The following is a 26,121-nucleotide window of genomic DNA, read 5'->3' on the forward strand; positions in this document are numbered from 1 at the left end:
GGCGACCGCCACGGCCGCCCGCCGTCCCCCGTACACGGAGAAGCTCGCGGAACCGGTGCCTGGTGCCGCGTCAGCCCGGGCTCGCTCCACTCGCCGCCCCGGCACGGCCGGCCGCGGCGTTGCCGAACCGACGAGCAGGCCACTACGGGGCCGGTCCGGCGCCTTGCGCCGGACCGCACCAGGACGCGTCGCTACCGGGCGGACCTGGGCTGACGCGGCACGGGCGTCGGGCCGTCCACTGTGATCGAGGCCGTGTACGCGGCACGGGGGCGGTCGAGGTCGACGGTGACGGACGACCCGGCCCGCATGGTCGCGCCGTGACCGATGCGGACGCCGCCGACCGACAGGCCGACCCGCTGCCGGAGCCGGCCGCCGCCGTCCGGCCGCGCCTCCGGTTCGGTGCCGTCGCCGAGGACCGCGTACGCCAGCAGGCTCAGTCGGTACTCGGCCGACGTGGGCGGCGGTGGCTCCGGGCTCGGCGGGGAGCCGGGCGCGGGGGTGGGCGGCACCATCGGCCCGGGGGCCGGGGACGCCGGTGGCCGCGCCGGCGGCGCACCGGCGGGCGGTGACGCCTTCGGAGGTGGAGCCGACGCGGCCACCGGGGCCGGGGGCGGCGCCGGCTTCGGGGCCGTGGACGGCGCGGGTTTCGTGGAAGGAGGGGTCGGAGGCGCCTCACTCGGCCCGGGCCGGGGCGCGGCAGGTTCGGCCGGCTCGGGCGGCCCGGGCACGGGGGAGCGCGGGACGACGGGCTGCGCGACCGGCGGCCTCGCCTTCGGCGGCGCGGCTTGCTCGGCGTCCCTGACCAGCGCGTAGACGAGCCCGGCGGTCGCCGCGACCGCCACCAACCCGGCGATCCCCGCCTTCAGCGGGGCACCGATCCCCTCCGACACGGCGGCGCCACCCTGCCCTCCGCCGGAAGCGCCCCCACCGGCCCCACCCGCTCCCGTGGCCCCGCCCGCTCCCGTGGCCCCGCCCGCCCCCGTGGCCCCGGCCGCACCGCCCGCGCCCGAAGCCCCTGCCACCGCACCGGTGGCTCCCGTCGCCGCGGCGGCGGCACCCGCTCCCGCCGCTCCCGCGACACCGCCCGCCACGGCTCCCGCGGCCTTGAGCGAGAAACCGGCGGCGAACCAGCCGATCACCGCGACCGGCAGCAGCGCCGGGATGGCGCTGTTGACCTGGGCCAGCTCCCCCGCCGCGAGGCGGCACTTCGCGCACTCCGCCAGATGCTTGCGCAGCCCGCGCTCGGCGCGTGTCCGCAGGCCGCCCCGGGCATACGCCCCGAGCCGGTCGGCGTACCGGGCGCAGTCGCCCCCCGAGGTGAGGGCGGCACTCACATGCGCCTGCAGATATGCCTGCTTGAGCCCCTCGCGCGCCCGGCCGGCCAGGACGGCCGTGGCGTTGGCGGACAGCCCGAACAGCGGCGCGACCTCGCTCGGCGACTCCTTCTCGACCGTCGTGTGCCAGAGCACCGCCTGCCAGCGCTCGGGCAGGCTCCGGAACGCCCGCACCGCCATCGAGCGTTCGGCCTCGCGCATCGCGAGCACCTCGGCACCCAGGTCCGTCGTCTCCGCCTCGGAGACCTCACAGGCGCGGCCGGACTGCGCGGCGAACACCGCGAAGTCCTCGACCAACTGCTCCCGTCGGGCGGACCTCGTCCAGCTCGCGGCCACCCGCCGTACGGTCGTCAGCAGGTACGCCCGCACCGCCTGCTCGGGCCCCGCACCGCCCCGTACGGCCTGTAACGTGCGGGCGAAGACCTCTGCCGTCAGGTCGTCGGCGGTATGCGCGTCCCGGCAGCAGGTACGGGCGTACCGGCGCACGGCGTTCGAGTGCCGACGGAACAGTTCCGCGTACGCGCTGTCGTCGCCGTCGCGCATCCGCTGCAGCAACTCGCCGTCCGACGGCGGAAGTCCGACGGCCCGTGAGGTGTCCGTCGCCCATGAGTCACCTTCCGCCCGGGAGCCGACACCGGCCCCGACACCGGCACCGGCCCCGGCGTCGCCCCCGCCCGCGCCCGGGGTCCCGCTTCCTCGTCCCCGTCCGCCCTGGCTCGGCACCTGCCGGTCCGGCGCCCTCCGTGCGTCCCCGCCGCCACCGAGCGATTCGTCCCGTCCGTCACCGCTCATCGCGGAAGCCCCCGTAACGCACCCACGCACACTTCACGCGCGCTTTGACCCCAACATCGGGTCAGCGTGCCACAGTGCGTCGCGCGGCCCAGCCCTTCGAGCCCGCAACCACTCGTCCGGGGACGTTTCCGGAGAAGGAGCTTTGACCTTCACCCTTCCGGGGAATGGTCAACGCCCCTCATCTGACATTCAGTTCGACGACGCCCCCTTGCCGGGGGGCGTCCGCACCGCTCACGCGGGTCGGCCGATCCGACGAGCACGGCTCACGCGGGTCGGGGCCGCAGTCCCTCCAGCAGGATGTCGAGCAGCCGCGCCGAGGCCGCCGCCTGCTGCGCCGCGTCCGGCAGCGAGGGCGCGGCCGTGGCTATCACCAGCAGGATGTCCGCCACGGTCACATCACCCCGCAGCTCACCCGCCTGCCGCGCCCGGTCCACCAACTGGCCCACGACGTCCAGCAGTTCCACCGCGCCCGGGTCATCGGCCGGCGTGTCCGGGCCTGGTCGGCCGACCACGCGCAGATCAGGCTGACCGGCCTGCCGCTGCTGCGGCACCCGCGCCTCCTCGGGCACGTCGCGCAGCCCGCCCGCCGAGGGACCGCCGGTCTCCGCCGTGTCCTCGCCGTCCACACCCACCCGCAGCACCTGCGGAGGAAGCAGCCGGCCCGCGCCCGACGCCACCGACGTACGCAGGAACCTGGAGAGCGCCGGCCACGGCTCGTCCTCCTGTCCCAGGGCCGTCCGCGCCTGGTCCGTGAGCCGGGACGTCTCCTCCTCTGCTATGCGCCGGACCAGCACGTCCTTGCTCGGGAAGCGCCGGTAGACCGTGCCGACCCCGACCCGGGCCCGCCGCGCCACGTCCTCCATCGGCGCCCCGTACCCGAGTTCGCCGAACACCTCACGGGCGGCCCGCAGAACATGCTCCAGATTGCGCTGCGCGTCCACGCGCAGCGGTGCCGACCGGCCGACGGCGGCCCCGGCCCCGCCGACTCCGGTCCCCCCGCCGCCCGTCCGCCCGGCGCCGGACGTGCTCACCGCGCCGACAACGGCCTGGCCCTGTAAATCCTGAATGCGTGTCATTGTTCCCCCGGTACATGATGTCTCCCCCCGGAGACTCCCCGCCCTGAGTCCTGGCAGCACGCTGCCGGACCGGTCGGAGGCTGGACACTCCGACGACATACGAACATAGTTGAGCCCGGGGCAATTCAGAAGAGGGTAGTTCCGCACATAGTGCCCCCCGATCGGACCAGGACCGGCAAGACGCCTTTCCACCCCCGGCGACCGCTCCCGCCCGCCCCGCTGACCTGCGCCCCTGCCGAAAGCCCCGGGCCCTTCCCCGCCCGCCGCCCGCCGCGGCCTCCGGTCACACAATCTGTCGTGCCTGTGGACAAACACCGGGGCCCGTTGCCTCATGGGATGGTGAAGGCTGAGATCTCCGAGGGGACGACCCCCGCACCAGCGCCCGGAGCACGCGTTCTCGTCGTCGGCGGCGGCTACGTCGGGATGTACACCGCCCTGCACCTCCAGCGGAAGCTCAAAGCCAAGGGGAGGAAGAGCAGGAGCGGGGACAAGGGGGGCAGAGAACACGGTCGGCCGGGGCAGCACGGCGCACATGATGAAGCGGAGATCGTCGTCGTCTCGCCCGACCCCTATATGACGTACCAGCCGTTCCTCCCCGAGGCGGCCGCCGGGAACATCTCGCCCCGCCACGTCGTGGTCCCCCTCCGTCGCGTGCTCCCCGGGTGCACCGTCCTCATCGGCGAGGCCACCGCCATCGACCACGCACGCCGCACCGCCACCCTCAGGACCCTCGGCACCGAGGCGGAGGGCGCGGGCACCGTCGAACTTCGCTACGACGAGCTGGTGCTGGCCCCGGGCTCCGTCTCCCGTACGCTGCCGGTCCCCGGCCTGGCCGACCACGGCATCGGCTTCAAGAGCGTCGAAGAGGCCATCGGCCTGCGCAACCACGTCATCGAGCAGATGGACATCGCCTCCTCCACCCGTGACCCCGCGGTCCGGGACGCCGCCCTGACCTTCGTCTTCGTGGGCGGCGGCTACGCGGGTGTCGAGGCGCTGGCCGAGCTGGAGGACATGGCCCGCTACGCCACGCGGTACTACCACAACGTCAAGCCCGAGGACATGAAGTGGATCCTCGTCGAGGCCACCGGACGGATTCTGCCCGAGGTCGGCGAGGAGATGGGCCGGTACACCGTGCGCGAGCTGCGCGCCCGCAACATCGACGTACGGCTCGACACACGCCTCGACTCCTGCGAGGACCGGGTGGCGGTCCTGAGCGACGGCGCCCGCTTCCCGACCCGTACGGTCGTGTGGACCGCGGGCGTCAAACCGCACCCCGTCCTCGCCGCCACCGATCTGCCCCGCGACGCGCGCGGCCGGCTGCGCTGTACGGCACGGCTCGGCGTCGAAGGCGTCGAGCACGCCTGGGCGGCCGGTGACGCCGCGGCCGTACCCGACCTGACCTCGGACGAGCCCGGCAAGGAGTGCGCCCCCAACGCGCAGCACGCCGTACGGCAGGCAAAGGTTCTGGCCGAAAACATCCTGGCTTCCCTGCGCGGCGAACCCCTCCAGGACTACCGTCACGCCTATGCGGGTTCGGTCGCGTCGCTCGGCCTCCACAAGGGTGTCGCGCATGTCTACGGCCGTAAGCTCAAGGGCTATCCGGCCTGGCTGATGCATCGCGTCTACCACCTCAGCCGCGTTCCCACCTTCAACAGGAAGGCCCGAGTCCTCGCCGAATGGACTCTTTCCGGACTCTTCAAACGGGAGATCGTTTCCCTCGGCTCGCTGGAACACCCGCGCGCCGAGTTCAAGCTCGCCGCGGGCGGCGAACGTCCCAAGGACAGGAACGACACGGACGACACGTGAGGCACGGGCCCGGTCGGCACGTACGACCGGACCCGGCTCCGGCCTCGTGGGTACGACCGACCTCCCGCCCGCGGGCCGGGCCTCACCGGACGTGTGACCATAGGTGGGCTCCTACCTGCACAGAGTGATCCGCCGGCCCCTCCGAACGACCAGCAGAAGCCCCGCGGTACGCGGAACCGCAGTACCGCCTACGCCGCCCACGCAGCGACACGACACCATGAGGCTGAGAATCCGTGAACTTCACGCGTTGGAGCGCCCGGCTCCCCGGTACACAGCGCCGCGCCGCGGCGCGGACGGGCCGCGGCGCCGTGCCGGCGGCCCGTGGTGAGTACGAGCGGCAGCCCGGGGCCGGGCCCGATCCGGACCCGGAGCCGGACGTCCCGGCGCTGGAATCCCTCGCCGTACGCGAACTGTTCGACGGCCTGCCTGCCCTTGTCGCACTCGTGTACGGTCCGGATCACCGCATCGCGTATGTGAACGACGCCTACGCGGCGGCCTTCGGACCGCGAGCCACCGGCGGCACAGCGGCGCGGTGCTGCCCCGAGCTGGCCGAACTCGGCCTGTTCCCGCTCCTGGACCAGGTGCTGCGCAGCGGCAGGCCCCGTACGGTCAAGTCCCGCAAGGTCAAGGTCCTCTCCCCGGCGCAGCCCCACGAGCCGGGCGGCCACCGGGAATCGGCCGACGCGTCCCCCGACGGCAAGCCGGCTAAACCGGCCAAACCGGCCACGTCGAGCAAGCCGTCCACGTCGTCCCCGGACGGCGTTCCGGAGCCGGATCCGGCCCCCGGGCCGGCCGCCGCCCGCAAGCAGGACGACGACCACAAGCACCATCGCGATCGCAAGCAGGAGCGTGACCGCAGGGCCGGACACCACCCGCGGCCGCCCGCCCCGCGCGGCGAACGCTCGTACACCATCACCTGCACCCCCGTCGACTGCCAGGGCACCGGCGGTGTGCTCGTCTTCGCCGCCGACGTCACGGACCACGCCGAGGCCGCCGAACGGCTGCGCACCAGCGAACGACGGCACCGCCAGACCGCCGTCACCCTCCAGCGCTCCCTCCTCCCGCAGGAGCTGGAGCAGCCCGACGACCTGCGCGTGGCCGCCACGTACCAGCCGGGCGGCGCGGACGCGGCCGTCGGCGGCGACTGGTACGACGTGATCACGCTCGGCGCCGGACGTACCGCCCTGGTCATCGGCGACGTCATGGGCCGCGGCGTCCGCGCCGCGGCCGTCATGGGCCAGCTGCGCACCGCCGTCCGTGCCTACGCCCGGCTCGACCTGCCGCCGCACGAGGTCCTCCAACTGCTGGACGGACTCGCCGCCGAGATCGACCCCAACCAGATCGCCACCTGCGTCTACGCCGTCCACGACCCCAACGAGGGCCGGCTCGTCTACGCGTCCGCCGGCCATCTGCCGATCCTCGTACGGAGCGAGGACGGAACGGTCCGGCGCGCCGAGGAGCCGACGGGACCGCCGCTCGGCACCGGGGGCTGGCTGCACACCTCGGGCTCGATCCCCCTCCCGCCCGGTTCCACCGCCGTCCTGTACACGGACGGTCTGGTCGAACGCCGGGGCGAGGACATCGACGAAGGCGTCGCCTCCCTGGAACGCGCGCTCTCCGGTGCGCAGGGCACGCCCCAGGTCGTCTGCGACCGGCTGCTCCGTTCCCTCGGCATCGCCGCCGACCACGACGACGACGTCGCGGTGCTCGTGCTCCAGCACCCGGCCCGTACCGGAGCCGACGCGGAGCTCTTCCACAACGCGGCGCTCGACCTGCTCGGCGGCGTCGAAGCCGCCCCGCGCGCCCGCGCCTTCGCCACGGGCGTGCTGGCCTCCTGGCGCTTTCCGGTGGAACTGCGCGACCTGGGGGTGCTCGCCACGAGCGAACTGGTCGCCAACTCCCTCCAGCACGGCACCCCGCCCATGCTCCTCAGACTCCGCCGTACCGACCGTCGGCTGATCATCGAGGTGACCGACGGCGACGACCACCTGCCGCGCCGCCGCCGCGCGGAACCGGCGGACGAGGCGGGCCGGGGCATCTCGATCGTCGCGGCGATCGCCTCGTCCTGGGGCTCGCGCCGGACGCCGGGCGGCGGCAAGGCGGTGTGGTGCGAATTCGCCCTGCCGGAGTGAGGGGGCCGGCCGGGCGGTTCCTCAGGGAGAGACGGCTTTCGTCGTGTCCGGGTCCGGATCCGGCAGGTGCCGCGCCACGACCCGCGAACCCGCCGCGAGGAACGGCTGGTCCTGTACGGGCGTGAGCCGCCGCCCGAGCCGCAGCGCCAGCACGGTGACGCCCAGCGAGAACACCACGAACGTCACGACGTACGGCCCGTGCAGGGCCGCGCCCATCGGCCCGCCGACCGCCGGCCCGACCGCCAGGGCAAGCTGTTTGACCAGCGCGAAGACCGAGTTGTACCGCCCGATCATCGACGGCGGCGCCAGATCGGCCACCAGCGGCGCCACGGTCGGGGACAGCATCGCCTCGCCCAGCCCGAACAGGGCGTACGTCGAGACGAACGCGACCGTCGCCAGGTCCTGGCCACCGAGGCCCAGCCCGGGCCCGAGCCCGGCGTACCCCGCCAGCAGCCAGGCGGCGGTCCAGACCAGACCGACCAGCGCGATCACCCGGCTGCGCCGGCGCCGCTCGACCAGCCGCAGGATGGCGAACTGCGCGATCACGATCACCGCCGTGTTGGCGGCCAGCGCGATGCCCAGCGTCGCGGGGTCGATGCCGGCGGCCTCGGTCCCGTACGCGGCCAGCCCGGACTCGAACTGCCCGTAGCAGGCGAAGAACATCACGAACCCGAGCCCGCACAGCTGCACCATCGCGCGATGACGGAGCAGCGCCCGCAGCCCGCCGCCCCCGTCCCCGCCGCCATCGGCCGCGCCGCCCCCGTCTCCGGCGCCCGGCAGGGAAACTGCGGCGGTAAGACGGGCCGGCCTCGGCAGCCGCACGGTCAGCGCCACGGCGGCGAGGACGAGGAACATCACGGCCTCGACGGAGAAGAGGAGAGTGAAGCTCCCTGGCCGGCTCTCGTCGACGATCTGTCCGCCGATCAGCCCGCCCACGCCGAGCCCGAGGTTGGACAGGAAGAACTGCGTGGCGAACGCGCGGGTGCGGGAATCCGCTCCGGAGCACCACACGATCATCGTGGCGAGCGCCGGCTGCATGACCGCGGTCCCCGCCCCCAGCAGGGCGGCGGCCGGCAGGACGGCCGGTACGTTCTCCGCCACGCCCATCGCGAGGGCTCCCACGGCCGCCGCCACCGCGCCGCCCACGAGTACGGGCAACGGGCCGCGCCGGTCGATGACGCGCCCGGTGAAAGGCAGCACCACCAGCGCCGCCAGCGCGAACACCGCGAGCACGGCACCCGCCGTGCCCGCTCCCAGGCCCCGGACCTGGGCCACATACACATAGAGATACGGAACCGTGAACCCCAGCCCGAACGCGCTCAGCGCGTTCCCCGCCTGGATCCGGCGCATGGCCGCGCGCGTCGCCGTACCCGTCGTCCTGGTCACACTCACCTGCCTCGACAGCTTGAAGATGAAGACTTCGAAGATAAAATTCGAGGCTCAACAATACACATTGAAGGACTTCAATGCCACGTGAGGCGTGGCATACTGCCCCGATGTCCGACACCCCCGCGAAACCCGCCGCGCCGGGTCTCCAGGAGCCGAGCCTCGACGAGCAGATCGCCGCGTACCAGCGCGAGTTCCGAGACCTCGACCCCCAGGTCGAGCAGATCGTCTCGGCCCTCGGCCGACTGAACCGCCGGATGAACGTCGCTTACGGCCGCCAGGTCTCCGACCTCGGCATCAGCAACACGGAGTGGGAAGTGCTCAAGACCCTCGTGGTCTCCGGAGCCCCCTACCGCCTGGGCCCGGGCGAGCTCGCCAAACGTCTCGGTCTCACCCCGGCCGCCATGACCCACCGCATCGACCGCATGGCGGGCGAGGGCCTGGTGACGCGCGACCGGGACGAGACCAATCGGGTGCGCGTCATCGTCGAGCTGACGGACGAGGGCCGTACGAAGTGGCTGGAGGCGATGCGGATGGCGTCGGCCTTCGAGGAGGATCTGCTCCAGGACCTCTCGGGTGAGGAACGGGGCGTGCTCGGCGAGATGCTGATCCGGCTCCTGCGCCGGGTGGAACACGCCCAGCCGGACGCCGGCGGCCGGCTGACGGACCTGGACTGACGGCCCGGGGCCGGGGTCGCCGTGCGGACACGGCGACCCTCGTTTGACAGGCCCTGAGCCGATCCGTAAGGTGCTTCGAGTTGTCATGGAGCTGGAACGGTTCTGCGACAGCCACTCCCGCCGCTCGGACGCGGCACCCAACACTCAGTACGACTCCCGGCCGGGGTCAATTTCGGCATGCCGAAATTGATTTCGAATGACTCGATTATGAGTCGTCTACGGAATCCGCTAGGGTTTGGGACGTCGGAACGGCGCAACAGCCGGGAAGACACAACCCGCTGACTGGGAATCAGGCCCGCAGGGATCTGATAGAGTCGGAACCGCCGGAAAGGGAAACGCGAAAGCGGAGAACTGGAAAGCGAAACCCCGCTCCGACGGGGAATCGGACACGAAAGAGTCTGATAGAGTCGGAGACACGAAACACCGAAGGGAAGCGCCCGGAGGAAAGCCCGAGAGGGTGAGTACGAAGGAAGCGTCCGTTCCTTGAGAACTCAACAGCGTGCCAAAAGTCAACGCCAGATATGTTGATACCCCGACCTTCCCCCAGCTTTGGGGTTGGGTTGAGGTTCCTTTGAAACACAACACAGCGAGGATGCTGTGGACCGTCCGGTCTTATTCCGGCCGACGGTTCCGCTCTCGTGTGTGTGAACCGGATGACCGGTGAAGCATTCACGGAGAGTTTGATCCTGGCTCAGGACGAACGCTGGCGGCGTGCTTAACACATGCAAGTCGAACGATGAAGCCTTTCGGGGTGGATTAGTGGCGAACGGGTGAGTAACACGTGGGCAATCTGCCCTGCACTCTGGGACAAGCCCTGGAAACGGGGTCTAATACCGGATATCACTTTTCCTCGCATGGGGGAGGGTTGAAAGCTCCGGCGGTGCAGGATGAGCCCGCGGCCTATCAGCTTGTTGGTGGGGTGATGGCCTACCAAGGCGACGACGGGTAGCCGGCCTGAGAGGGCGACCGGCCACACTGGGACTGAGACACGGCCCAGACTCCTACGGGAGGCAGCAGTGGGGAATATTGCACAATGGGCGGAAGCCTGATGCAGCGACGCCGCGTGAGGGATGACGGCCTTCGGGTTGTAAACCTCTTTCAGCAGGGAAGAAGCGTGAGTGACGGTACCTGCAGAAGAAGCGCCGGCTAACTACGTGCCAGCAGCCGCGGTAATACGTAGGGCGCAAGCGTTGTCCGGAATTATTGGGCGTAAAGAGCTCGTAGGCGGCTTGTCGCGTCGGTTGTGAAAGCCCGGGGCTTAACCCCGGGTCTGCAGTCGATACGGGCAGGCTAGAGTTCGGTAGGGGAGATCGGAATTCCTGGTGTAGCGGTGAAATGCGCAGATATCAGGAGGAACACCGGTGGCGAAGGCGGATCTCTGGGCCGATACTGACGCTGAGGAGCGAAAGCGTGGGGAGCGAACAGGATTAGATACCCTGGTAGTCCACGCCGTAAACGTTGGGAACTAGGTGTGGGCGACATTCCACGTCGTCCGTGCCGCAGCTAACGCATTAAGTTCCCCGCCTGGGGAGTACGGCCGCAAGGCTAAAACTCAAAGGAATTGACGGGGGCCCGCACAAGCGGCGGAGCATGTGGCTTAATTCGACGCAACGCGAAGAACCTTACCAAGGCTTGACATACGCCGGAAAACCCTGGAGACAGGGTCCCCCTTGTGGTCGGTGTACAGGTGGTGCATGGCTGTCGTCAGCTCGTGTCGTGAGATGTTGGGTTAAGTCCCGCAACGAGCGCAACCCTTGTCCCGTGTTGCCAGCAGGCCCTTGTGGTGCTGGGGACTCACGGGAGACCGCCGGGGTCAACTCGGAGGAAGGTGGGGACGACGTCAAGTCATCATGCCCCTTATGTCTTGGGCTGCACACGTGCTACAATGGCCGGTACAATGAGCTGCGATGCCGTGAGGTGGAGCGAATCTCAAAAAGCCGGTCTCAGTTCGGATTGGGGTCTGCAACTCGACCCCATGAAGTCGGAGTCGCTAGTAATCGCAGATCAGCATTGCTGCGGTGAATACGTTCCCGGGCCTTGTACACACCGCCCGTCACGTCACGAAAGTCGGTAACACCCGAAGCCGGTGGCCCAACCTCCTTGTGGGGAGGGAGCTGTCGAAGGTGGGACTGGCGATTGGGACGAAGTCGTAACAAGGTAGCCGTACCGGAAGGTGCGGCTGGATCACCTCCTTTCTAAGGAGCATCTCGGTTCCTCTTCGGGGGAATCCAGGGCCACTACGTCGGCGAGTGTTCGACGGTGGTTTGCTCATGGGTGGAACGTTGACTATTCGGCATGGTCGGTTGGGATGTTCACTAGTACTGCTTCGGCGTGGAACGTGGGGATCGTGGCTGGTTGTGTCGGGCGCGCTGTTGGGTGTCTGAGGGTGCGGCCGTTGTGGTTGTCCTTCAGTTTGCCGGTCCCGGTGAAGCATCGCTTGTGGGTGGTGTGTGACGGGTGGCTGGTCGTTGTTTGAGAACTGCACAGTGGACGCGAGCATCTGTGGCCAAGTTTTTAAGGGCGCACGGTGGATGCCTTGGCACCAGGAACCGATGAAGGACGTGGGAGGCCGCGATAGGCCCCGGGGAGCTGTCAACCGAGCTGTGATCCGGGGGTGTCCGAATGGGGAAACCCGGCAGTCGTCATGGGCTGTCACCCGCTGCTGAACTCATAGGCAGTGTGGAGGGAACGAGGGGAAGTGAAACATCTCAGTACCCTCAGGAAGAGAAAACAACCGTGATTCCGGGAGTAGTGGCGAGCGAAACTGGATGAGGCTAAACCGTATACGTGTGAGACCCGGCAGGGGTTGCGTATGTGGGGTTGTGGGAGCGTGCTTGATCGGTCTGCCGGCCGGTCGGTGAGTCAGAAACCGTATGGGTAGGCGAAGGGCATGCGAAAGGCCCGGCGTAGAGGGTAAGACCCCCGTAGCTGAAATCTGTACGGCTTGCTTGTGCGTTTCCCAAGTAGCATAGGGCCCGAGAAATCCTGTGTGAATCTGGCGGGACCACCCGCTAAGCCTAAATATTCCCTGGTGACCGATAGCGGATAGTACCGTGAGGGAATGGTGAAAAGTACCGCGGGAGCGGAGTGAAATAGTACCTGAAACCGTGTGCCTACAAGCCGTGGGAGCGTCGCTGTGTGTGCTTGCACATGCAGTCGTGACTGCGTGCCTTTTGAAGAATGAGCCTGCGAGTTTGCGGTGTGTTGCGAGGTTAACCCGTGTGGGGGAGCCGTAGCGAAAGCGAGTCCGAATAGGGCGATTTTAGTAGCGCGCTCAAGACCCGAAGCGGAGTGATCTAGCCATGGGCAGGTTGAAGCGGAGGTAAGACTTCGTGGAGGACCGAACCCACCAGGGTTGAAAACCTGGGGGATGACCTGTGGTTAGGGGTGAAAGGCCAATCAAACTCCGTGATAGCTGGTTCTCCCCGAAATGCATTTAGGTGCAGCGTCGTGTGTTTCTTGCCGGAGGTAGAGCACTGGATAGGCGATGGGCCCTACCGGGTTACTGACCTTAGCCAAACTCCGAATGCCGGTAAGTGAGAGCGCGGCAGTGAGACTGTGGGGGATAAGCTCCATGGTCGAGAGGGAAACAGCCCAGAGCATCGACTAAGGCCCCTAAGCGTACGCTAAGTGGGAAAGGATGTGGAGTCGCAGAGACAACCAGGAGGTTGGCTTAGAAGCAGCCATCCTTGAAAGAGTGCGTAATAGCTCACTGGTCAAGTGATTCCGCGCCGACAATGTAGCGGGGCTCAAGCGTACCGCCGAAGTCGTGTCATTGCAGTACATACTCCTAACGGGGACTGTGATGGGTAGGGGAGCGTCGTGTGCCGGGTGAAGCCATGCTGGAAGGTAGTGGTGGATGGTTCACGAGTGAGAATGCAGGCATGAGTAGCGATTCACACGTGGGAAACGTGTGCGCCGATTGACTAAGGGTTCCTGGGTCAAGCTGATCTGCCCAGGGTAAGTCGGGACCTAAGGCGAGGCCGACAGGCGTAGTCGATGGATAACCGGTTGATATTCCGGTACCCGCTTTGAAGCGCCCAGTATCGAATCCATTAATGCTAAGGCCGTGAAGCCGCCCTGATCTCTTCGGAGTTGAGGGGAGTGGTGGAGCCGTCGAACCAAGGTGGTAGTAGGTAAGTGATGGGGTGACGCAGGAAGGTAGTCCAGCCCGGGCGGTGGTTGTCCCGGGGTAAGGGTGTAGGACGCACGGTAGGTAAATCCGTCGTGCATGTGTCTGAGACCTGATGCCGAGCCGATTGTGGTGAAGTGGATGATCCTATGCTGTCGAGAAAAGCCTCTAGCGAGTTTCATGGCGGCCCGTACCCGAAACCGACTCAGGTGGTCTGGTAGAGAATACCGAGGCGTTCGGGTGAACTATGGTTAAGGAACTCGGCAAAATGCCCCCGTAACTTCGGGAGAAGGGGGGCCATTCTGGGTGATCATCTTTACGGTGTGAGCTTGGGGTGGCCGCAGAGACCAGCGAGAAGCGACTGTTTACTAAAAACACAGGTCCGTGCGAAGCCGTAAGGCGATGTATACGGACTGACGCCTGCCCGGTGCTGGAACGTTAAGGGGACCGGTTAGCTGACTTTCGGGTTGGCGAAGCTGAGAACTTAAGCGCCAGTAAACGGCGGTGGTAACTATAACCATCCTAAGGTAGCGAAATTCCTTGTCGGGTAAGTTCCGACCTGCACGAATGGCGTAACGACTTCTCGGCTGTCTCAACCATAGGCCCGGTGAAATTGCAGTACGAGTAAAGATGCTCGTTTCGCGCAGCAGGACGGAAAGACCCCGGGACCTTTACTACAGTTTGATATTGGTGTTCGGTTCGGCTTGTGTAGGATAGGTGGGAGACTGTGAAGCCCGTACGCCAGTATGGGTGGAGTCGTTGTTGAAATACCACTCTGGTCGTGCTGGATGTCTAACCTGGGTCCGTGATCCGGATCAGGGACAGTGTCTGATGGGTAGTTTAACTGGGGCGGTTGCCTCCTAAAGGGTAACGGAGGCGCCCAAAGGTTCCCTCAGCCTGGTTGGTAATCAGGTGTTGAGTGTAAGTGCACAAGGGAGCTTGACTGTGAGACTGACGGGTCGAGCAGGGACGAAAGTCGGGACTAGTGATCCGGCGGTGGCTTGTGGAAGCGCCGTCGCTCAACGGATAAAAGGTACCCCGGGGATAACAGGCTGATCTTCCCCAAGAGTCCATATCGACGGGATGGTTTGGCACCTCGATGTCGGCTCGTCGCATCCTGGGGCTGGAGTCGGTCCCAAGGGTTGGGCTGTTCGCCCATTAAAGCGGTACGCGAGCTGGGTTTAGAACGTCGTGAGACAGTTCGGTCCCTATCCGCTGTGCGCGTAGGAGTCTTGAGAAGGGCTGTCCCTAGTACGAGAGGACCGGGACGGACGAACCTCTGGTGTGCCAGTTGTTCTGCCAAGGGCATGGCTGGTTGGCTACGTTCGGGAGGGATAACCGCTGAAAGCATCTAAGCGGGAAGCCTGCTTCGAGATGAGGACTCCCACCTCCTTGAGGGGGTAAGGCTCCCAGTAGACGACTGGGTTGATAGGCCGGATATGGAAGCCAGGTGACTGGTGGAGTTGACCGGTACTAATAGGCCGAGGGCTTGTCCTCAGTTGCTCGCGTCCACTGTGTTAGTTCTGAAGTAACGAACGGCCGTGTTGTTTTCCGGTGGTTGTTATCTTCATAGTGTTTCGGTGGTTATTGCGTGAGGGAAACGCCCGGTTACATTCCGAACCCGGAAGCTAAGCCTTTCAGCGCCGATGGTACTGCAGGGGGGACCCTGTGGGAGAGTAGGACGCCGCCGAACAATTGTTGTGGGTATGCCCCGTGTTGAAGAAACCAGGTTTCTTCGGTGCGGGGCATACCTGCGTTCACGGGACGGTACGGCGCGGCCCGCTACGTAGAGACCGGGCTGCGGAGCGAGTCCGGCCGAGGTGGCCGCTCCGGGACTGGCGGTCGGCCCAGGAGCCTCGCGCAGGACGTCGAGGAGGCGACGCAACTCCGCGAGTGCTTGCCGCCTCGTGGTGCGATGGCCTCCAGCGCTCGGGCCGCGCGCTCGGGGGACGTGGCCGCCGCGTACGCGCCGCCGTCCGCGAGGCCCGTGGTGACGGACAGCGGAGGTTGAAGATGCGTTCGGCGGTTGCGTGGCTGACGCATGTCCGTTGGGCGTCTGTGAGGGGCGCGTTGCTGAGGAACGCCATCGCGTCGTCGGTGTCTTCGTAAGGCGCGTCGATGGCGTACATGACGCGGTCCGCGCCGACGGCGGTGAGGGCGCGCTCGTACCAGGTCGGCGAGCCAGTCGTCAGGGCTGCCCGGACCGGTCCCGGTCGCTCGACGATGCGCATGAGTCCGATCTCGGTGCGCTCGCCGGGAACGACGTCGAGGCGGTGGGCGGTGTCCAGGAACGCATCGGTGGCGATGTGCTCCTCGACAGCGATGATCCGCTGCATTGTCCGGTCGCCCTGTTCCTGCCGGTCAGGTGCGGCGTCCGCCGTCGACCGACAGCGTGGTTCCGGTGATGTAGGAGGATTCGTCCGAGCACAGCCAGACGGCGGCGTCGGCGATCTCGTCCGGGGTGGCGAGACGGCCGAGCGGGGTGAGTGCCTTGTGCTGGGCGATCATCCCGGTGCCCTCGGTGGCCCGGTCCAGGTGCGCGGTGCGGGTCATTCCGGGGGCGACCGCGTTGACCCGGATGCCGTCGGCGGCGTAGTCGACGGCGGCAGCCTTCGTCAGTCCGACGACGCCGTGCTTGCCGGCCACATACGCGGGAGACAGCGGGATGGCGTGCAGGCCGCCGCCGGAGGCGATGTTGACGATCGCCCCGCCCCCTGCCCGGCGCAGTGCGGGAATCTCGTGCTTGAGACAGAAGAACGTGCCGGTCAGGTTGATCCGCAGCACGCGTTCCCACTCCTGTGCCGGCATCCCGGTCAGCTGCCGGCCGCTCGACGGGACACCGGCGTTGTTGACCGCCAGGTCCAGCCGCCCGAACTCGGCGACGGTCCGGCCGATCGTCGACCGGACGGAGTCCTCGTCGGCGATGTCGACCCGGATGGCGATCGCACGCCCGCCTATCCCGGTGATCTCCTCGGCGGTCTCGTGCGCCGCGGCCTCGTCCAGGTCGAGGACCGCCACCGCCGCGCCGCGGCGGGCGAGACCGGACGCGATGGCACGTCCGATCCCGCTGCCGGCCCCGGTGACCAGGCCGACCTTGCCGGTGAAGTCGCTCACGCCAGCGTCTCGTGATTCGCCCACGCCGCCTTGAACGGGTAGCGGGTGCGCCAGGTGTCGAAGACCTCGCCGACCTCCGGCGCGGCGAACAGGGTCCCCAGCGCCTCCACGTCGGCGGCGCCGAGCTGGACGACGGCGGTGGCGATGAACGCCGGGATCTGCTCCTCGCCTGGGACCGGGATGTGGCGCTGTGCGGCGAACGTCTGGAGCACGCCGGTACCCCTCGTGGCCTTTTCGAGGTCCGCGAAGTACTGGTTCAGGTCGGCGTCGGGAATCGGTTCGGTGAACTGAACGAACATGGTGTGGTGGATCATGTCTCCATATGACCACCGGGTGCCCGGCCGAGTCCAAGACCTCTTCCGCAGGTATTCGATAACCTGAAGGAATGGATCTGTTGGAGGTCAGGGAGCTGCGGTACTTCGTCACCGTCGCCGAGGAACTGCACTTCGGCCGTGCCGCCGACAGGCTCGCCGTCGCGCAGCCCGCCCTGTCGAAAACCATTAAGCGCGTCGAGTCCCGGCTGCGCGTCACTCTCTTCGACCGCACCAGCCGCAGCGTCGTGCTGACACCCGCGGGCGCGGCCCTGCTGGAGCACGGACGGCATGCGCTGAACGCGATGACGGTCGCCGTGCAGAAGGCTCAGCGCGCCGCCGACGACGCACCGCTCAGGTTCGTGATCAAACCCGGAGGGGACGCGAACCTGCTCTCCGGAATCCTCGCCGCCTACGCGGAGCAGCCCGGCGCACGACGGGTCGACATCCTCTTCAGCGGCGCCACTGACCGCACCGATCATCTGCGCGACGGGCGCGCCGACGCGGGCCTGCTCTACGCCCCGTTCGATGACCTTGGCGGGCTGGCCACCGAGACCCTCCATGTCGAGGACCGGGTGGCCGTCCTCCCCGGAGAACACCGGCTCGCCGGGCGCGACAGTGTCGCCTTGAGCGACCTCAGTGACGAGGTCTTCCCGCGGTGGCCGGGCGTCCCCGGCGGCGGGAGCGGTCCCGAGATTGCCGATGCCAGTGAACTCACCGCTCTGGTCCGGATCGGCCGCGTCGTCGCCGTCCTGCCCCGCTCGCTCATCACGCCCGTGCCCTCGGGCATCGTATGCATCCCTGTCCCCGACGCGGGACCGAGCCGGATCCTCATCGCCCGCCGGGACGACGACCACCGCGACCACGTCACCGCACTCATCACCGCCGCCGCATCACTGCGACAGAAATGGGTCGAGCCGACCGTCAGATGACCGTGCGGCCATGCGGCGGCCGCGGTCGGGCTGGGCGCGGTCAGGCTGTGTAGCCTGACCGCCCTGTCCCAGGCATGGCCCCCGCGTACCAACTGGGCGGCCCGGCCGAACCCTTCCGCTGGAGCAGCTTCCGCGCGCAGCTGAGTGCGTACGGGGCGTAGTACCGGGGAAGTGCGGCGGGCGCGGAGGGGATCAGGGGTGCCGCACGCGTGCTCGGTGGTTCAGCGGGGCGCCGCGGACGTCGGCGGGAGGGGCGGCGGCTCCGGCAGGTCGTGCTGGGGCCAGCGGTCCTTGGCCTGTTGGCGGGAGCGGAGCAGTGCCAGCGTCGGCAGGCCGCGATCCTGACCGGTGGCCAGTAGCTCCGGAAGGCGGGGGAGCGGGGCGACGGCGGCGGCATCGTCCAGGACGAGCGTCATTGGTGGGTCGAGCCGACCGTCAGATGACCGTGCGGCCATGCGGCGGCCGTGCTCGACCACGTACGAGGCGAGTGCGGTGAGCAGCGGCATCGCACCCGGGCGGGAGCGCGGATCCTCGATCGGCTCGCCCACCACATAAAGCGTGCCCCCTTCGCGCGCGAAAGAATCCAACGCGAGCGAATCGGTTCGGTTTGTCGTACAGGCCTCCCGGACGTGGACCGAGGACAGCGCGGACAGCGCACGGGCCGTCAGCTGTTGTGCCTGGTCGCGCCGTTCGGGATAGGCCGTGAGCGCGGACTCCAGCAGGCCCGCCAGCCCCGACGCCGCCTTGGGGTGGGTGCGCAGGATCCGTACGGCGTCCCGCGCCCCAGAGCCCTGCGCCCAGCGGTGCACCTGTTTGAACGGTCGGCCGTCCACGGCCGCCGCGTGCAGCCAGCAGCGCAGGAGGGTCTCCGCGGTGTCGGCGACGGCCGCGTCGAGAAGGGCGTGCGGGCGTACGGGGGCGAGCAGCGCGACCGCGCGCTCGCCCGCCGCGCCGGGGTCCTCGCAGCCGGTGACGGGGGACCAGTGGAGCCGGGCCGGCGTGTCACACCGGTGGCCGGGGTCGTGGAGGAGTACGGGGCCGAGCTTGGCCCGCGCGTCCTTCGTCTCCGCCCAGAGGGTGGGGTCGGAGGTGACGACGAGGGCGGGGCCGGCGGCGTCCAGCACGGCCTGGAGGGCGGTGGGACGGCGGGCGGCGGCATCGCCGTAGCGCACACCGGGGAGGGTCGGGAAGGAGGCGGCGTTCCCGAAGGGCTCGGAGGATACGTGAGATGCGTGCGCAATGGGGGGCGCGAGGAGGGCTGGATGTCCGGCGGATGTGGGGGTGACAGGAGCGGCGAGGGGTTCGGGACTTGCGGAGGGTGCGGCGGACGCGCCGGTCACGGAGGAGGCGGTCGTGGCGCTTGTGACGGTCGTGGGTGGGTCGGTGGCGGTACGCGGCCCCGCCGTCCCCGGCGGCTCCGGTCCCGTCGGCCCCTGCCCCGCCGTCCCCGTCGGCTTCGCGACGGGAGTCGCCTCCCATGCCGTCCCGCGCGGTGGCTCCGCCGCCTTCACCGGTCCTCCCGGCGTCATCGCCGCCGCGGCCGCCTGTTCCCGGCGACGTGCCCGTACGACGCGGTAACGGGCCGTCACGCCCAGCACGAACACCGTCAGCACGGTCAGCACCATCAGCTGGCTTATCAACAGGCCCCAGAAGAGCCCGTATCCGGACAGCTCTCCCGGCGGGGTCTCGGGCCAGGCCGCCGGCAGGTCGTGCGGGGCTGACGCGAGTTCGCGCATGGCCATCGGCGTACGGGTGAAGCTCACGTTCTCCGGCCAGCCGCCGTGCGTGAGCAGGCCCGCCAGACCGGTGGCCGTCCAGACCAGCAGCGTCAGGCCGAGCAGGAAGCCCAGCAGGCCCACCAGCAGCCCGTCCGGCACCCCGCCGCCTTGCCGCCCGTCCCGGCCGTCGGCGGCGGAGCCGGCACCGGGCCCGGTGCCGTCGTGGTGGCGCGCCATCTCACGCCACCGTCGACTCGGTGGACTCGTTCAGCCTCCGTTGCCGCTCCAGCAGGGCCGTCCGCTGCTCCGCCTCCCAGTCCGCGGTCCGTAGCTCCTCGGGCAGGCCGTCACCGCCCAGGCCCCTGGCGTCCCGCGGTCGGTGCGCACCCGGTGTCCCCGGTGTTCCCGGCATCCCCGGGGCCCCGGGGGCGGCCGGCGGGCCCGAACTCTCCGTCATGGCCCGGTCGGTGAAGACCAGCGGCCGTTCCGCCTCGGTCACCAGGTGCTTGACGACCTGGACGTTGCCGTTGACGTCCCAGACCGCGATACCGGGGGTGAGCGTCGGAATGATCTCCACAGCCCAGCGTGGCAGGCCCAGCACGAGCCCCGTCGCTCTGGCCTCGTCCGCCTTCTGGGCGTAGATCGTGCGTGTGGAGGCCATCTTGAGGATGGCGGCCGCCTCCTTGGCCGCCGCGCCGTCGACCACGTCGGACAGGTGGTGCACGACGGCGACGAAGGACAGACCGAGGCGCCGGCCGAACTTCAGCAGCCGCTGGAAGAGCTGTGCCACGAAGGGCGAGTTGATGATGTGCCAGGCTTCCTCGACCAGGAAGATGCGCTTCTTGCGGTCGGGGCGGATCCAGGTGTGCTCGAGCCAGACGCCGACGATCGCCATCAGGATCGGCATCGCGATCGAGTTGCGGTCGATGTGCGAGAGGTCGAAGACGATCAGCGGGGCGTCCAGGTCGATCCCGACGGTGGTCGGCCCGTCGAACATGCCCCGCAGGTCACCGTCCACCAGCCGGTCCAGCACCAGCGCCACGTCCAGGCCCCAGGCCCGTACGTCGTCCAGACCCACGTTCATCGCCTCGGCCGACTCCGGCTCCGGGTGGCGCAGTTGCTCGACGATGTCCATCAGCACGGGCTGGCGCTCGACGATGGTCGCGTTGACGTAGGCGTGCGCGACCTTGAGGGCGAAGCCGGAGCGCTCGTCCAGGCCGTGGCCCATGGCGACTTCGATGATCGTACGGAGCAGGGCGAGCTGCCCGGTCGTGGTGATCGCCGGATCGAGGGGGTTGAGGCGGATACCGCCGTCGAGCGCCGCCACCGGGTCGAGCCGGATGGGGGTTATGCCCAGCTGCTCGGCGATCAGGTTCCACTCGCCGTGGCCGTCCTCGCCCTGTGCGTCGAGGACGACGACCTGGCGGTCGCGGAACCGGAGCTGGCGCAGGACGTAGGTTTTCTCCAGCGCCGACTTGCCGTTGCCCGACTCGCCGAGGACCAGCCAGTGGGGGGCGGGGAGCTGCTGCCCGTACAGCTGGAACGGGTCGTAGATGTAGCCCTTGCCGCTGTAGACCTCGCGGCCGATGATCACACCGGAGTCGCCGAGGCCGGGGGCCGCGGTGGGCAGGTAGACGGCCTGGGCCTGGCCGGTCGATGTGCGGACGGGCAGCCGGGTGGTCTCCACCTTCCCGAAGAGGAAGCTGGTGAAGGCGTCCGTGAGGACGGACAGCGGGTCTCGCACGGCAGGCCCCTTTCGGCTGGTCGGTCAGGCGGGCGGTCGGTCGGGCACTCGGGCGGGCGATAGGTCGGGCGGGTCGTTCGGTCGGGCGGGCCGGCCATGGGGCGGGCGGTCGGGCAGTGGCCGGTGGCCTCCGCGACGGATACGGGTGCGGGTGCGGATACGGCTGCGGGGACGGTCGACGCGTACGGCTATGGCACGGCAACCGCTACCGGCGGATACCGGTCGCGAACGGCAATGTGTTCACGAAAGCCCGGTGGTGCTCACGATCGCACCACTCCAGCTTCAGGTACGACTTGCCGGCCGAGGCCCTGATCGTCCGTTTGTCCCTGGCCAGTGCCTCCGGTGACCTGGACGACACCGTGATGTACCCGACGAGGTTGACGCCCGCCGCACCGCTGGCGAGGTCCTCGCCGCGCTGGTCCAGCCGGCCGTGGGCGGCGATGTCGCGGGGGTCGACGGTGCGGTTCATCTTGGCGGCGCGGCTGGCTTCCGCGTCGTCGTTCGTCTTCTCCGTGAGCATCCGCTCGATGGCGATCTCGGTGGGTTCGAGATCCATGGCGACCGAGACCGTACGGATCACGTCCGGGGTGTGGACGAGCAGCGGCGCGAGGAAGTTCACGCCGACCGGGGTCAACGGCCATTCCTTGATCCACGCGGTGGAGTGGCACCAGGGCTCGCGGGTGGCCGACTCGCGCGTCTTGGCCTGGAGGTACGTCGGTTCCACCGCGTCCAGCTCGGCCGGCCAGGCGTTGCGTTTCGTCATGGCCTGGATGTGGTCGATGGGGTGGTCGGGGTCGTACATCGAGTGTACGAGGGAGGCCAGCCGGGCCTGGCCGAGCGGCTGCCGTACCCGGATGTCCGCCTCGGCGAGCCGGGCGCAGATGTCGGTGAGCTCACGGGCCATCACGACGGCGAGCCCCGCGTCCCGGTCGAGCTTGCGCGGGCCGCCGGCCGCGCGCGCGGCGCGGGCCATGGCCTGGCCCTCGGCGGCCAGCTCGCGGGTGTAGTGCATGCAGGCGACCAGGTACGCGCGGTGCTGCTCGCTGGAGGTGGAGACCATCGACTGGAGCTGGTCGTAGGAGTCCTGGAGCCAGGCGGGAGCGGTGGAGTCGCCGCGCTGGGCCACGTCCTTGGCGTGCGCGTCGGGGTCGGCGGGCAGCGTACGGGCGAGCATCTGGATGCGGGTGACGAAGCCGTCGCCGTTGGCGACGTGCTTGAGGAGCGTGCCGAACCGGTCGACCAGGGCCTCCTGGTCCTCGCTGTCGCGCAGCCCGACGCCGGGGCCCTCGATCTCGATGGCGGCGGTGACGGTACGGCGGTCGGCGTGCAGCAGGACGGCGATCTCGTCCGGACCGAACGGCGCGGACAGCCAGTTGATCCGCCCGATGCCCGGCGGCGGGCCGACCTCGACCTCGCGGCCGTCGAGCGTCGTACCGGCCTCCATGGCGCCGGAGCGGTAGGCGGTGCCGGCGCGCAGGGTGCGCTTGAAGCTGCGGTTGATCTCGAACCACTTGTAGAACGTGCGGTGCTTGTACGGCACGTACACCGCGGCCAGCGCGAGCGCCGGGAATCCGGTGAGCGTCACGATCCGCAGCGACAGCACGGGCACCAGCAGGCCGCACATCATGCCGAGGAACGCGCCCGCGATGATCAGGGCGATCTCGCCGGTCTCACGGTTCTTGCCGACGATCGCGTTCGGCCGGGCGCGGCCGATGAGATACGTACGGCGGGGAGCGAGCGGATGGGACTGGGTCGTCAACGCCCTCCACCTCCTGTGCTGTTGTTGCCGGTGCTCGACGCGGACCCGCGGGAGCCGTGCGGGGTGCCGCCGGTGGGACTGCTACGGGGCGGGGGCGCGGACGGCAGGGGGCTGCCGCCGCCGGCCGGGCCGGAGGCGCCGCGCGAGCTGTGCGCGGCGACGCCCCCGGAAACCGCGTTGGCGGGCCGGGCGCCGCCTCCGCTGCCCGCCTGCTGCTGGCCGCCGCGGCCGCTGTGGGCCTTGATGCCCTGGGAGACCAGCGCGGCGGGGGAGCTGATGACGGCGGCGGCCTTCGCCCCGTCGGTGGCCTGCTTGCGGTTGCTGCGGGAGGCGGCGATCTCGTCGCCGAAACCGGGGACGAAGCGGTAGATCATCGCCGAGGCGAAGATCGCCAGCAGGATGATGGCGAGTCCGGAGACCACGGCGGAGAACGCGTCGGGTCCGTCGTCGGCGGAGAGCGCGCCCGCGAGGCCGAGGACGATCACGATGACGGGCTTGACGAGAATGACCGCGATCATGATGCCGGCCCAGCGGCGGACGTGGCCCCACATGTTCTTGTCGACGAGCCCGGCGTAGACGACCGTGCCGAGCAGTGCGCCGACGTAGAGCAGCGCGGCCCGGATCACCAGCTCCAGCCAGAGGATCCCGGCGGCGAGGATCGACACGAGCGCGACGACGATCAGCATGATCGGCCCGCCGCCGATGTCCTCCCCCTTCTTGAGGGCCTCTGCGAAGCCGCCGAAGAAGACGTCGGTCTGGCCGCCGGTGGCCGTCGAGATGACCTCCGTGACGGAGTCGGTCGCGGAGACGACGGTGTAGAGGACGAGCGGCGTGAACGCGGAGGCGAGGACGGTCAGCCAGAGGAACCCGATGGCCTCGGACAGCGCGGTGGTCAGCGGCACGCCGCGGATGGCGCGCTTGGCGACGGCGAGGAGCCAGAGGACGAGGGTGAGGATGGTGGAGGCGGCGAAGACGACGGCGTACTGGCGCAGGAAGGCGTCGTTGGTGAAGTCGACGTTGGCGGTCGACTCCACGGCGTCGCTGAGCTTCCCGACGATCCACGCGGCGGCGTCGGCGCAGCCGCGGGCGAGGGAGGAGAGGGGGTCGAGGGCGTTGGCGGGGTCGTCGACTCCACTGGTGCGCGAGGTGCCGGAGGATCCTCCGTCGCTCTCGCAGTAGTCCTTGGCCCTGCCAGGGATGAGCTCGCACACGTTGTCGCTGGGGCTGGGCGACGGGTCGGGGGCCATCGGAGCGGCGGCGGCGCGCGCGGACAGGGCGAGGACCATCGCGAACGCTCCGGTCAGGGACAGGGATACGGAGCGGGCGGCGGCGCGGAGGCGGTGAGTGGCCGCCACCCCTGACGTTCGGCGGGGCGCGTCGTGGTGACGGCCGGCGTGCGGGGGGCGGCCGGTGGACAGCCGTCGGCTACCGGGCATAGGTGAAGCCTCCAAATCCCTCAACGGCCTTGGCGATCTCGTCGGCTGTGGAGGCTCGGTCGCCGCCGCTGACCGGCGTGGGGCCTTGGGACTGGGTCGACGAGGCGATCCTCCAGTCACCGTCGATCCACTTGAGCTTCTCCGTGATGGTGAACCAGCTCTCCGTCACCGGCTTGGTCGAGCCCTCCCCGGCGAGCCCCATGAGACCGGTCGACCAGACCTCGACCGTGGCCGCGTCCCCGCTGATGTCCGTGACCTTGGTCCCGATCGGCACGGTCCGGGAGATGAAGGTGAGACCCGTGGGCGCGGTGCCGTCCTCGTTGAGCCCGACGCTCTGGAAGAAGGACGGCGAATAGGCATCTTCCATCCTGCTCAGCAGACTGTCGGCCGTGGCGGGGTCGTGTGTGGCGCGGATGATCTCCTGCCGGGTGCCGGCGTCGAACATGCCGTCGGAGCCGAGCGCCACCGCGTAGTTCGTCGCCGCGCTCGCCGCGCCCTGTTCGTCCCGGGCGAAGCCCGACGGTATCGAACCGTTCTTGCCCGTCACCGGCTTGACGCCCGTCGCCGCCGTGGAGTCGGAGCCCGGGCGGGACGACGCCTCCTTGGGGTCGTCCGACGCGCCGCCTCCGCCGCCTCGGTTCGCGAACGCGATGGCCGCGATGAGGAGGACCACCACGCCGACCACGGTGATCAGGGACCGCGAGGAGCGGGCCGGGCGGCGGGGGGTGCCGTGGCCGTCGCCGGTTCTGTCCGGCAGGCGGGTACGCGTCTGGCCCGAGCCGCCGAAGCTCTCCTCCGTGCGGCCCGGGTCGCCCCCGTAGCCGTGCTCGTCGCCGAAGCTCATGCCGCGTACGCTCCCTCAGCCGAATGCGGATCCGCCACCGGTCCCGCGTGGTCCGCGTAGTACGACGGTAGCCGTGCTGGTTGCCGCGCGGACGCGGTGTGGTGACTCGACATCAGGGAGACGCAACCTCAGCCGTTGGGCGCGACGGGCGGGTGGTGTTGGAGGTGGTCCGGCGCGGACGGCCGGTGCCGGGCAGGAACAGTTCGGTGCGGATGGGTGGCCGGTGCGGACGGGACGCGGTGCGGTGCGAACGGTGCGGTGCGTACGTACGGTCCGTACGGCTCCCGTGGCGGGACGCGCGCGTACCGCGAACCGCTCGCTCAGACCGCCATCCCGTACACGATCGTGAAGAGCGTGCCCAGCGAGCCGATGATGAAGACCCCGGTCAGCCCCGCGACGATCAGTCCCTTGCCCTGTTCCGCGCTGAAGGTGTCCCGGAGCGCCGTCGCGCCGATGCGCTGTTTCGCCGCGCCCCAGATCGCGATCCCGAGGCAGAGGAGGATGGCGACGGCCATCACCACCTCGATCATCACCCGAGCCTCGTTCCCCAGTGTCCCGAAGGGCCCCCAGTTTGGGGCGATGCCACCGATAATGGTAGTGATGTCGCCTTTTTCGGCTGCCAGGTACATGTAACTCACCGCCCCTGTATGGGTCGTTCACGCCCATGCCCCCATGGCACGGGTCCCGCTCTATCTTCGCTGATGGAACCGCCCGCGTATGCCGCTTGGCTGCTCTCTTTACCCGATCCCCGCACATATGACCGGCGTCACCGCCCTGACCAGGGTCGGAGTCTCCTGCTTCCGTCCTCCGCTCCTTCGCTCCCAGCCTCGGATCAGTTCGTACCCTTCCCGCCTCGGGGCTTACACGTGCGCGCGAGCGTATGTCCGAAGGTGTGCGCGGTCTCTGGCATGCCCTTCCCGGCCACCTT

General features: G+C 69.1%; 15 protein-coding genes and 3 rRNA genes. 7 read left to right on the forward strand and 11 right to left on the reverse strand.

Annotated elements, in window-relative coordinates:
• Positions 1 to 191: 191 nt before the first annotated feature.
• Together ACU6P3_RS17855 and ACU6P3_RS17860 are read right to left on the reverse strand one after the other, a co-directional pair.
• Positions 192 to 2,126, reverse strand: coding sequence for a sigma-70 family RNA polymerase sigma factor (locus ACU6P3_RS17855; RefSeq protein ID WP_447193178.1), 1,935 nt, complete (start codon positions 2,124 to 2,126; stop codon positions 192 to 194).
• A 263-nt stretch (positions 2,127 to 2,389) separates the two neighbouring features.
• Positions 2,390 to 3,202: a TetR/AcrR family transcriptional regulator gene (locus tag ACU6P3_RS17860; RefSeq protein ID WP_447193179.1), complete on the reverse strand. Its 813-nt coding sequence runs from the start codon at positions 3,200 to 3,202 to the stop codon at positions 2,390 to 2,392.
• 336 nt (positions 3,203 to 3,538) lie between these two features.
• On the opposite strand from ACU6P3_RS17860, the gene ACU6P3_RS17865 reads away from it, so the two are divergent.
• Together ACU6P3_RS17865 and ACU6P3_RS17870 are read left to right on the forward strand one after the other, a co-directional pair.
• A complete protein-coding gene (locus ACU6P3_RS17865) occupies positions 3,539 to 5,008 on the forward strand; it encodes an NAD(P)/FAD-dependent oxidoreductase (protein ID WP_447193180.1) in 1,470 nt (489 codons plus the stop codon).
• A gap of 233 nt (positions 5,009 to 5,241) precedes the next feature.
• Positions 5,242 to 7,140 (forward strand): ATP-binding SpoIIE family protein phosphatase, encoded by a 1,899-nt coding sequence (locus ACU6P3_RS17870; protein ID WP_447193181.1) that lies wholly within the window; start codon positions 5,242 to 5,244, stop codon positions 7,138 to 7,140.
• Positions 7,141 to 7,161: 21 nt separating this feature from the next.
• On the opposite strand, the gene ACU6P3_RS17875 is transcribed toward ACU6P3_RS17870, so the two are convergent.
• On the reverse strand, positions 7,162 to 8,490 hold the full coding sequence (locus tag ACU6P3_RS17875; RefSeq protein WP_447197940.1) for an MFS transporter: 1,329 nt from the start codon (positions 8,488 to 8,490) through the stop codon (positions 7,162 to 7,164).
• A 146-nt stretch (positions 8,491 to 8,636) separates the two neighbouring features.
• Here ACU6P3_RS17875 and ACU6P3_RS17880 point away from each other — a divergent pair, with 146 nt between their 5' ends.
• The 4 genes from ACU6P3_RS17880 to rrf all read left to right on the forward strand — a co-directional run bounded on the left by ACU6P3_RS17880 (position 8,637) and on the right by rrf (position 15,028).
• Positions 8,637 to 9,203: a MarR family winged helix-turn-helix transcriptional regulator gene (locus tag ACU6P3_RS17880; RefSeq protein ID WP_030743886.1), complete on the forward strand. Its 567-nt coding sequence runs from the start codon at positions 8,637 to 8,639 to the stop codon at positions 9,201 to 9,203.
• Positions 9,204 to 9,871: 668 nt separating this feature from the next.
• Positions 9,872 to 11,398: ribosomal RNA gene (locus ACU6P3_RS17885) — 16S ribosomal RNA — on the forward strand.
• Between the two features lie 309 nt (positions 11,399 to 11,707).
• Positions 11,708 to 14,832, forward strand: a 23S ribosomal RNA gene (locus tag ACU6P3_RS17890).
• A 79-nt stretch (positions 14,833 to 14,911) separates the two neighbouring features.
• Positions 14,912 to 15,028 (forward strand): 5S ribosomal RNA (gene rrf, locus ACU6P3_RS17895).
• The 16S, 23S and 5S rRNA genes sit together here, the layout of an rRNA operon.
• A gap of 668 nt (positions 15,029 to 15,696) precedes the next feature.
• Here the strand turns inward: rrf and ACU6P3_RS17900 are convergent.
• Entirely contained in the window at positions 15,697 to 16,449 is a 753-nt protein-coding gene (locus ACU6P3_RS17900) for an SDR family NAD(P)-dependent oxidoreductase (RefSeq protein WP_447193182.1), read from the reverse strand.
• Positions 16,446 to 16,763 (reverse strand): hypothetical protein, encoded by a 318-nt coding sequence (locus ACU6P3_RS17905; RefSeq protein WP_447193183.1) that lies wholly within the window; start codon positions 16,761 to 16,763, stop codon positions 16,446 to 16,448. The genes ACU6P3_RS17900 and ACU6P3_RS17905 overlap by 4 nt, the downstream gene beginning before the upstream one ends.
• Positions 16,764 to 16,834: 71 nt before the next feature.
• On the opposite strand from ACU6P3_RS17905, the gene ACU6P3_RS17910 reads away from it, so the two are divergent.
• Positions 16,835 to 17,692, forward strand: coding sequence for a LysR family transcriptional regulator (locus tag ACU6P3_RS17910; protein WP_447193184.1), 858 nt, complete (start codon positions 16,835 to 16,837; stop codon positions 17,690 to 17,692).
• Positions 17,693 to 17,913: 221 nt separating this feature from the next.
• On the opposite strand, the gene ACU6P3_RS17915 is transcribed toward ACU6P3_RS17910, so the two are convergent.
• The 6 genes from ACU6P3_RS17915 to ACU6P3_RS17940 form a co-directional block, all read right to left on the reverse strand.
• Positions 17,914 to 19,647: a type VI secretion protein gene (locus tag ACU6P3_RS17915; RefSeq protein WP_447193185.1), complete on the reverse strand. Its 1,734-nt coding sequence runs from the start codon at positions 19,645 to 19,647 to the stop codon at positions 17,914 to 17,916.
• Position 19,648: 1 nt separating this feature from the next.
• Positions 19,649 to 21,154, reverse strand: a complete 1,506-nt coding sequence (locus tag ACU6P3_RS17920) for an ATP-binding protein (protein ID WP_447193186.1) — start codon at positions 21,152 to 21,154, stop codon at positions 19,649 to 19,651.
• Positions 21,155 to 21,359: 205 nt separating this feature from the next.
• A complete protein-coding gene (locus ACU6P3_RS17925) occupies positions 21,360 to 22,913 on the reverse strand; it encodes an SCO6880 family protein (protein WP_447193187.1) in 1,554 nt (517 codons plus the stop codon).
• Positions 22,910 to 24,199 carry a hypothetical protein gene (locus tag ACU6P3_RS17930; protein WP_447197941.1) on the reverse strand — a complete coding sequence of 430 codons (1,290 nt, stop codon included), beginning with the start codon at positions 24,197 to 24,199 and terminating at the stop codon, positions 22,910 to 22,912. Before ACU6P3_RS17930 ends, ACU6P3_RS17925 begins: the two co-directional genes overlap by 4 nt.
• A gap of 139 nt (positions 24,200 to 24,338) precedes the next feature.
• Positions 24,339 to 25,193 carry a DUF8175 domain-containg protein gene (locus tag ACU6P3_RS17935; protein WP_447193188.1) on the reverse strand — a complete coding sequence of 285 codons (855 nt, stop codon included), beginning with the start codon at positions 25,191 to 25,193 and terminating at the stop codon, positions 24,339 to 24,341.
• Between the two features lie 320 nt (positions 25,194 to 25,513).
• Complete coding sequence (locus ACU6P3_RS17940) at positions 25,514 to 25,822, reverse strand: DUF8827 family protein (RefSeq protein ID WP_003985768.1); 309 nt, start codon at positions 25,820 to 25,822, stop codon at positions 25,514 to 25,516.
• Positions 25,823 to 26,121 lie beyond the last annotated feature (299 nt).

The sequence above is a fragment of the Streptomyces hebeiensis genome, from assembly GCF_052983195.1.

Excerpts from the sequence above, each read along its gene's own strand:
- ACU6P3_RS17910 (WP_447193184.1), top strand. The coding sequence starts at position 16,835 with ATGGATCTGTTGGAGGTCAGGGAGCTGCGGTACTTCGTCACCGTCGCC.
- ACU6P3_RS17930 (WP_447197941.1), bottom strand. The coding sequence starts at position 24,199 with ATGGTCCTCGCCCTGTCCGCGCGCGCCGCCGCCGCTCCGATGGCCCCC.
- ACU6P3_RS17855 (WP_447193178.1), bottom strand. The coding sequence starts at position 2,126 with ATGAGCGGTGACGGACGGGACGAATCGCTCGGTGGCGGCGGGGACGCA.
- ACU6P3_RS17940 (WP_003985768.1), bottom strand. The coding sequence starts at position 25,822 with ATGTACCTGGCAGCCGAAAAAGGCGACATCACTACCATTATCGGTGGC.
- ACU6P3_RS17880 (WP_030743886.1), top strand. The coding sequence starts at position 8,637 with ATGTCCGACACCCCCGCGAAACCCGCCGCGCCGGGTCTCCAGGAGCCG.
- ACU6P3_RS17935 (WP_447193188.1), bottom strand. The coding sequence starts at position 25,193 with ATGAGCTTCGGCGACGAGCACGGCTACGGGGGCGACCCGGGCCGCACG.
- ACU6P3_RS17915 (WP_447193185.1), bottom strand. The coding sequence starts at position 19,647 with ATGGCGCGCCACCACGACGGCACCGGGCCCGGTGCCGGCTCCGCCGCC.
- ACU6P3_RS17860 (WP_447193179.1), bottom strand. The coding sequence starts at position 3,202 with ATGACACGCATTCAGGATTTACAGGGCCAGGCCGTTGTCGGCGCGGTG.
- ACU6P3_RS17865 (WP_447193180.1), top strand. The coding sequence starts at position 3,539 with ATGGTGAAGGCTGAGATCTCCGAGGGGACGACCCCCGCACCAGCGCCC.
- ACU6P3_RS17875 (WP_447197940.1), bottom strand. The coding sequence starts at position 8,490 with ATGCGCCGGATCCAGGCGGGGAACGCGCTGAGCGCGTTCGGGCTGGGG.
- ACU6P3_RS17905 (WP_447193183.1), bottom strand. The coding sequence starts at position 16,763 with ATGATCCACCACACCATGTTCGTTCAGTTCACCGAACCGATTCCCGAC.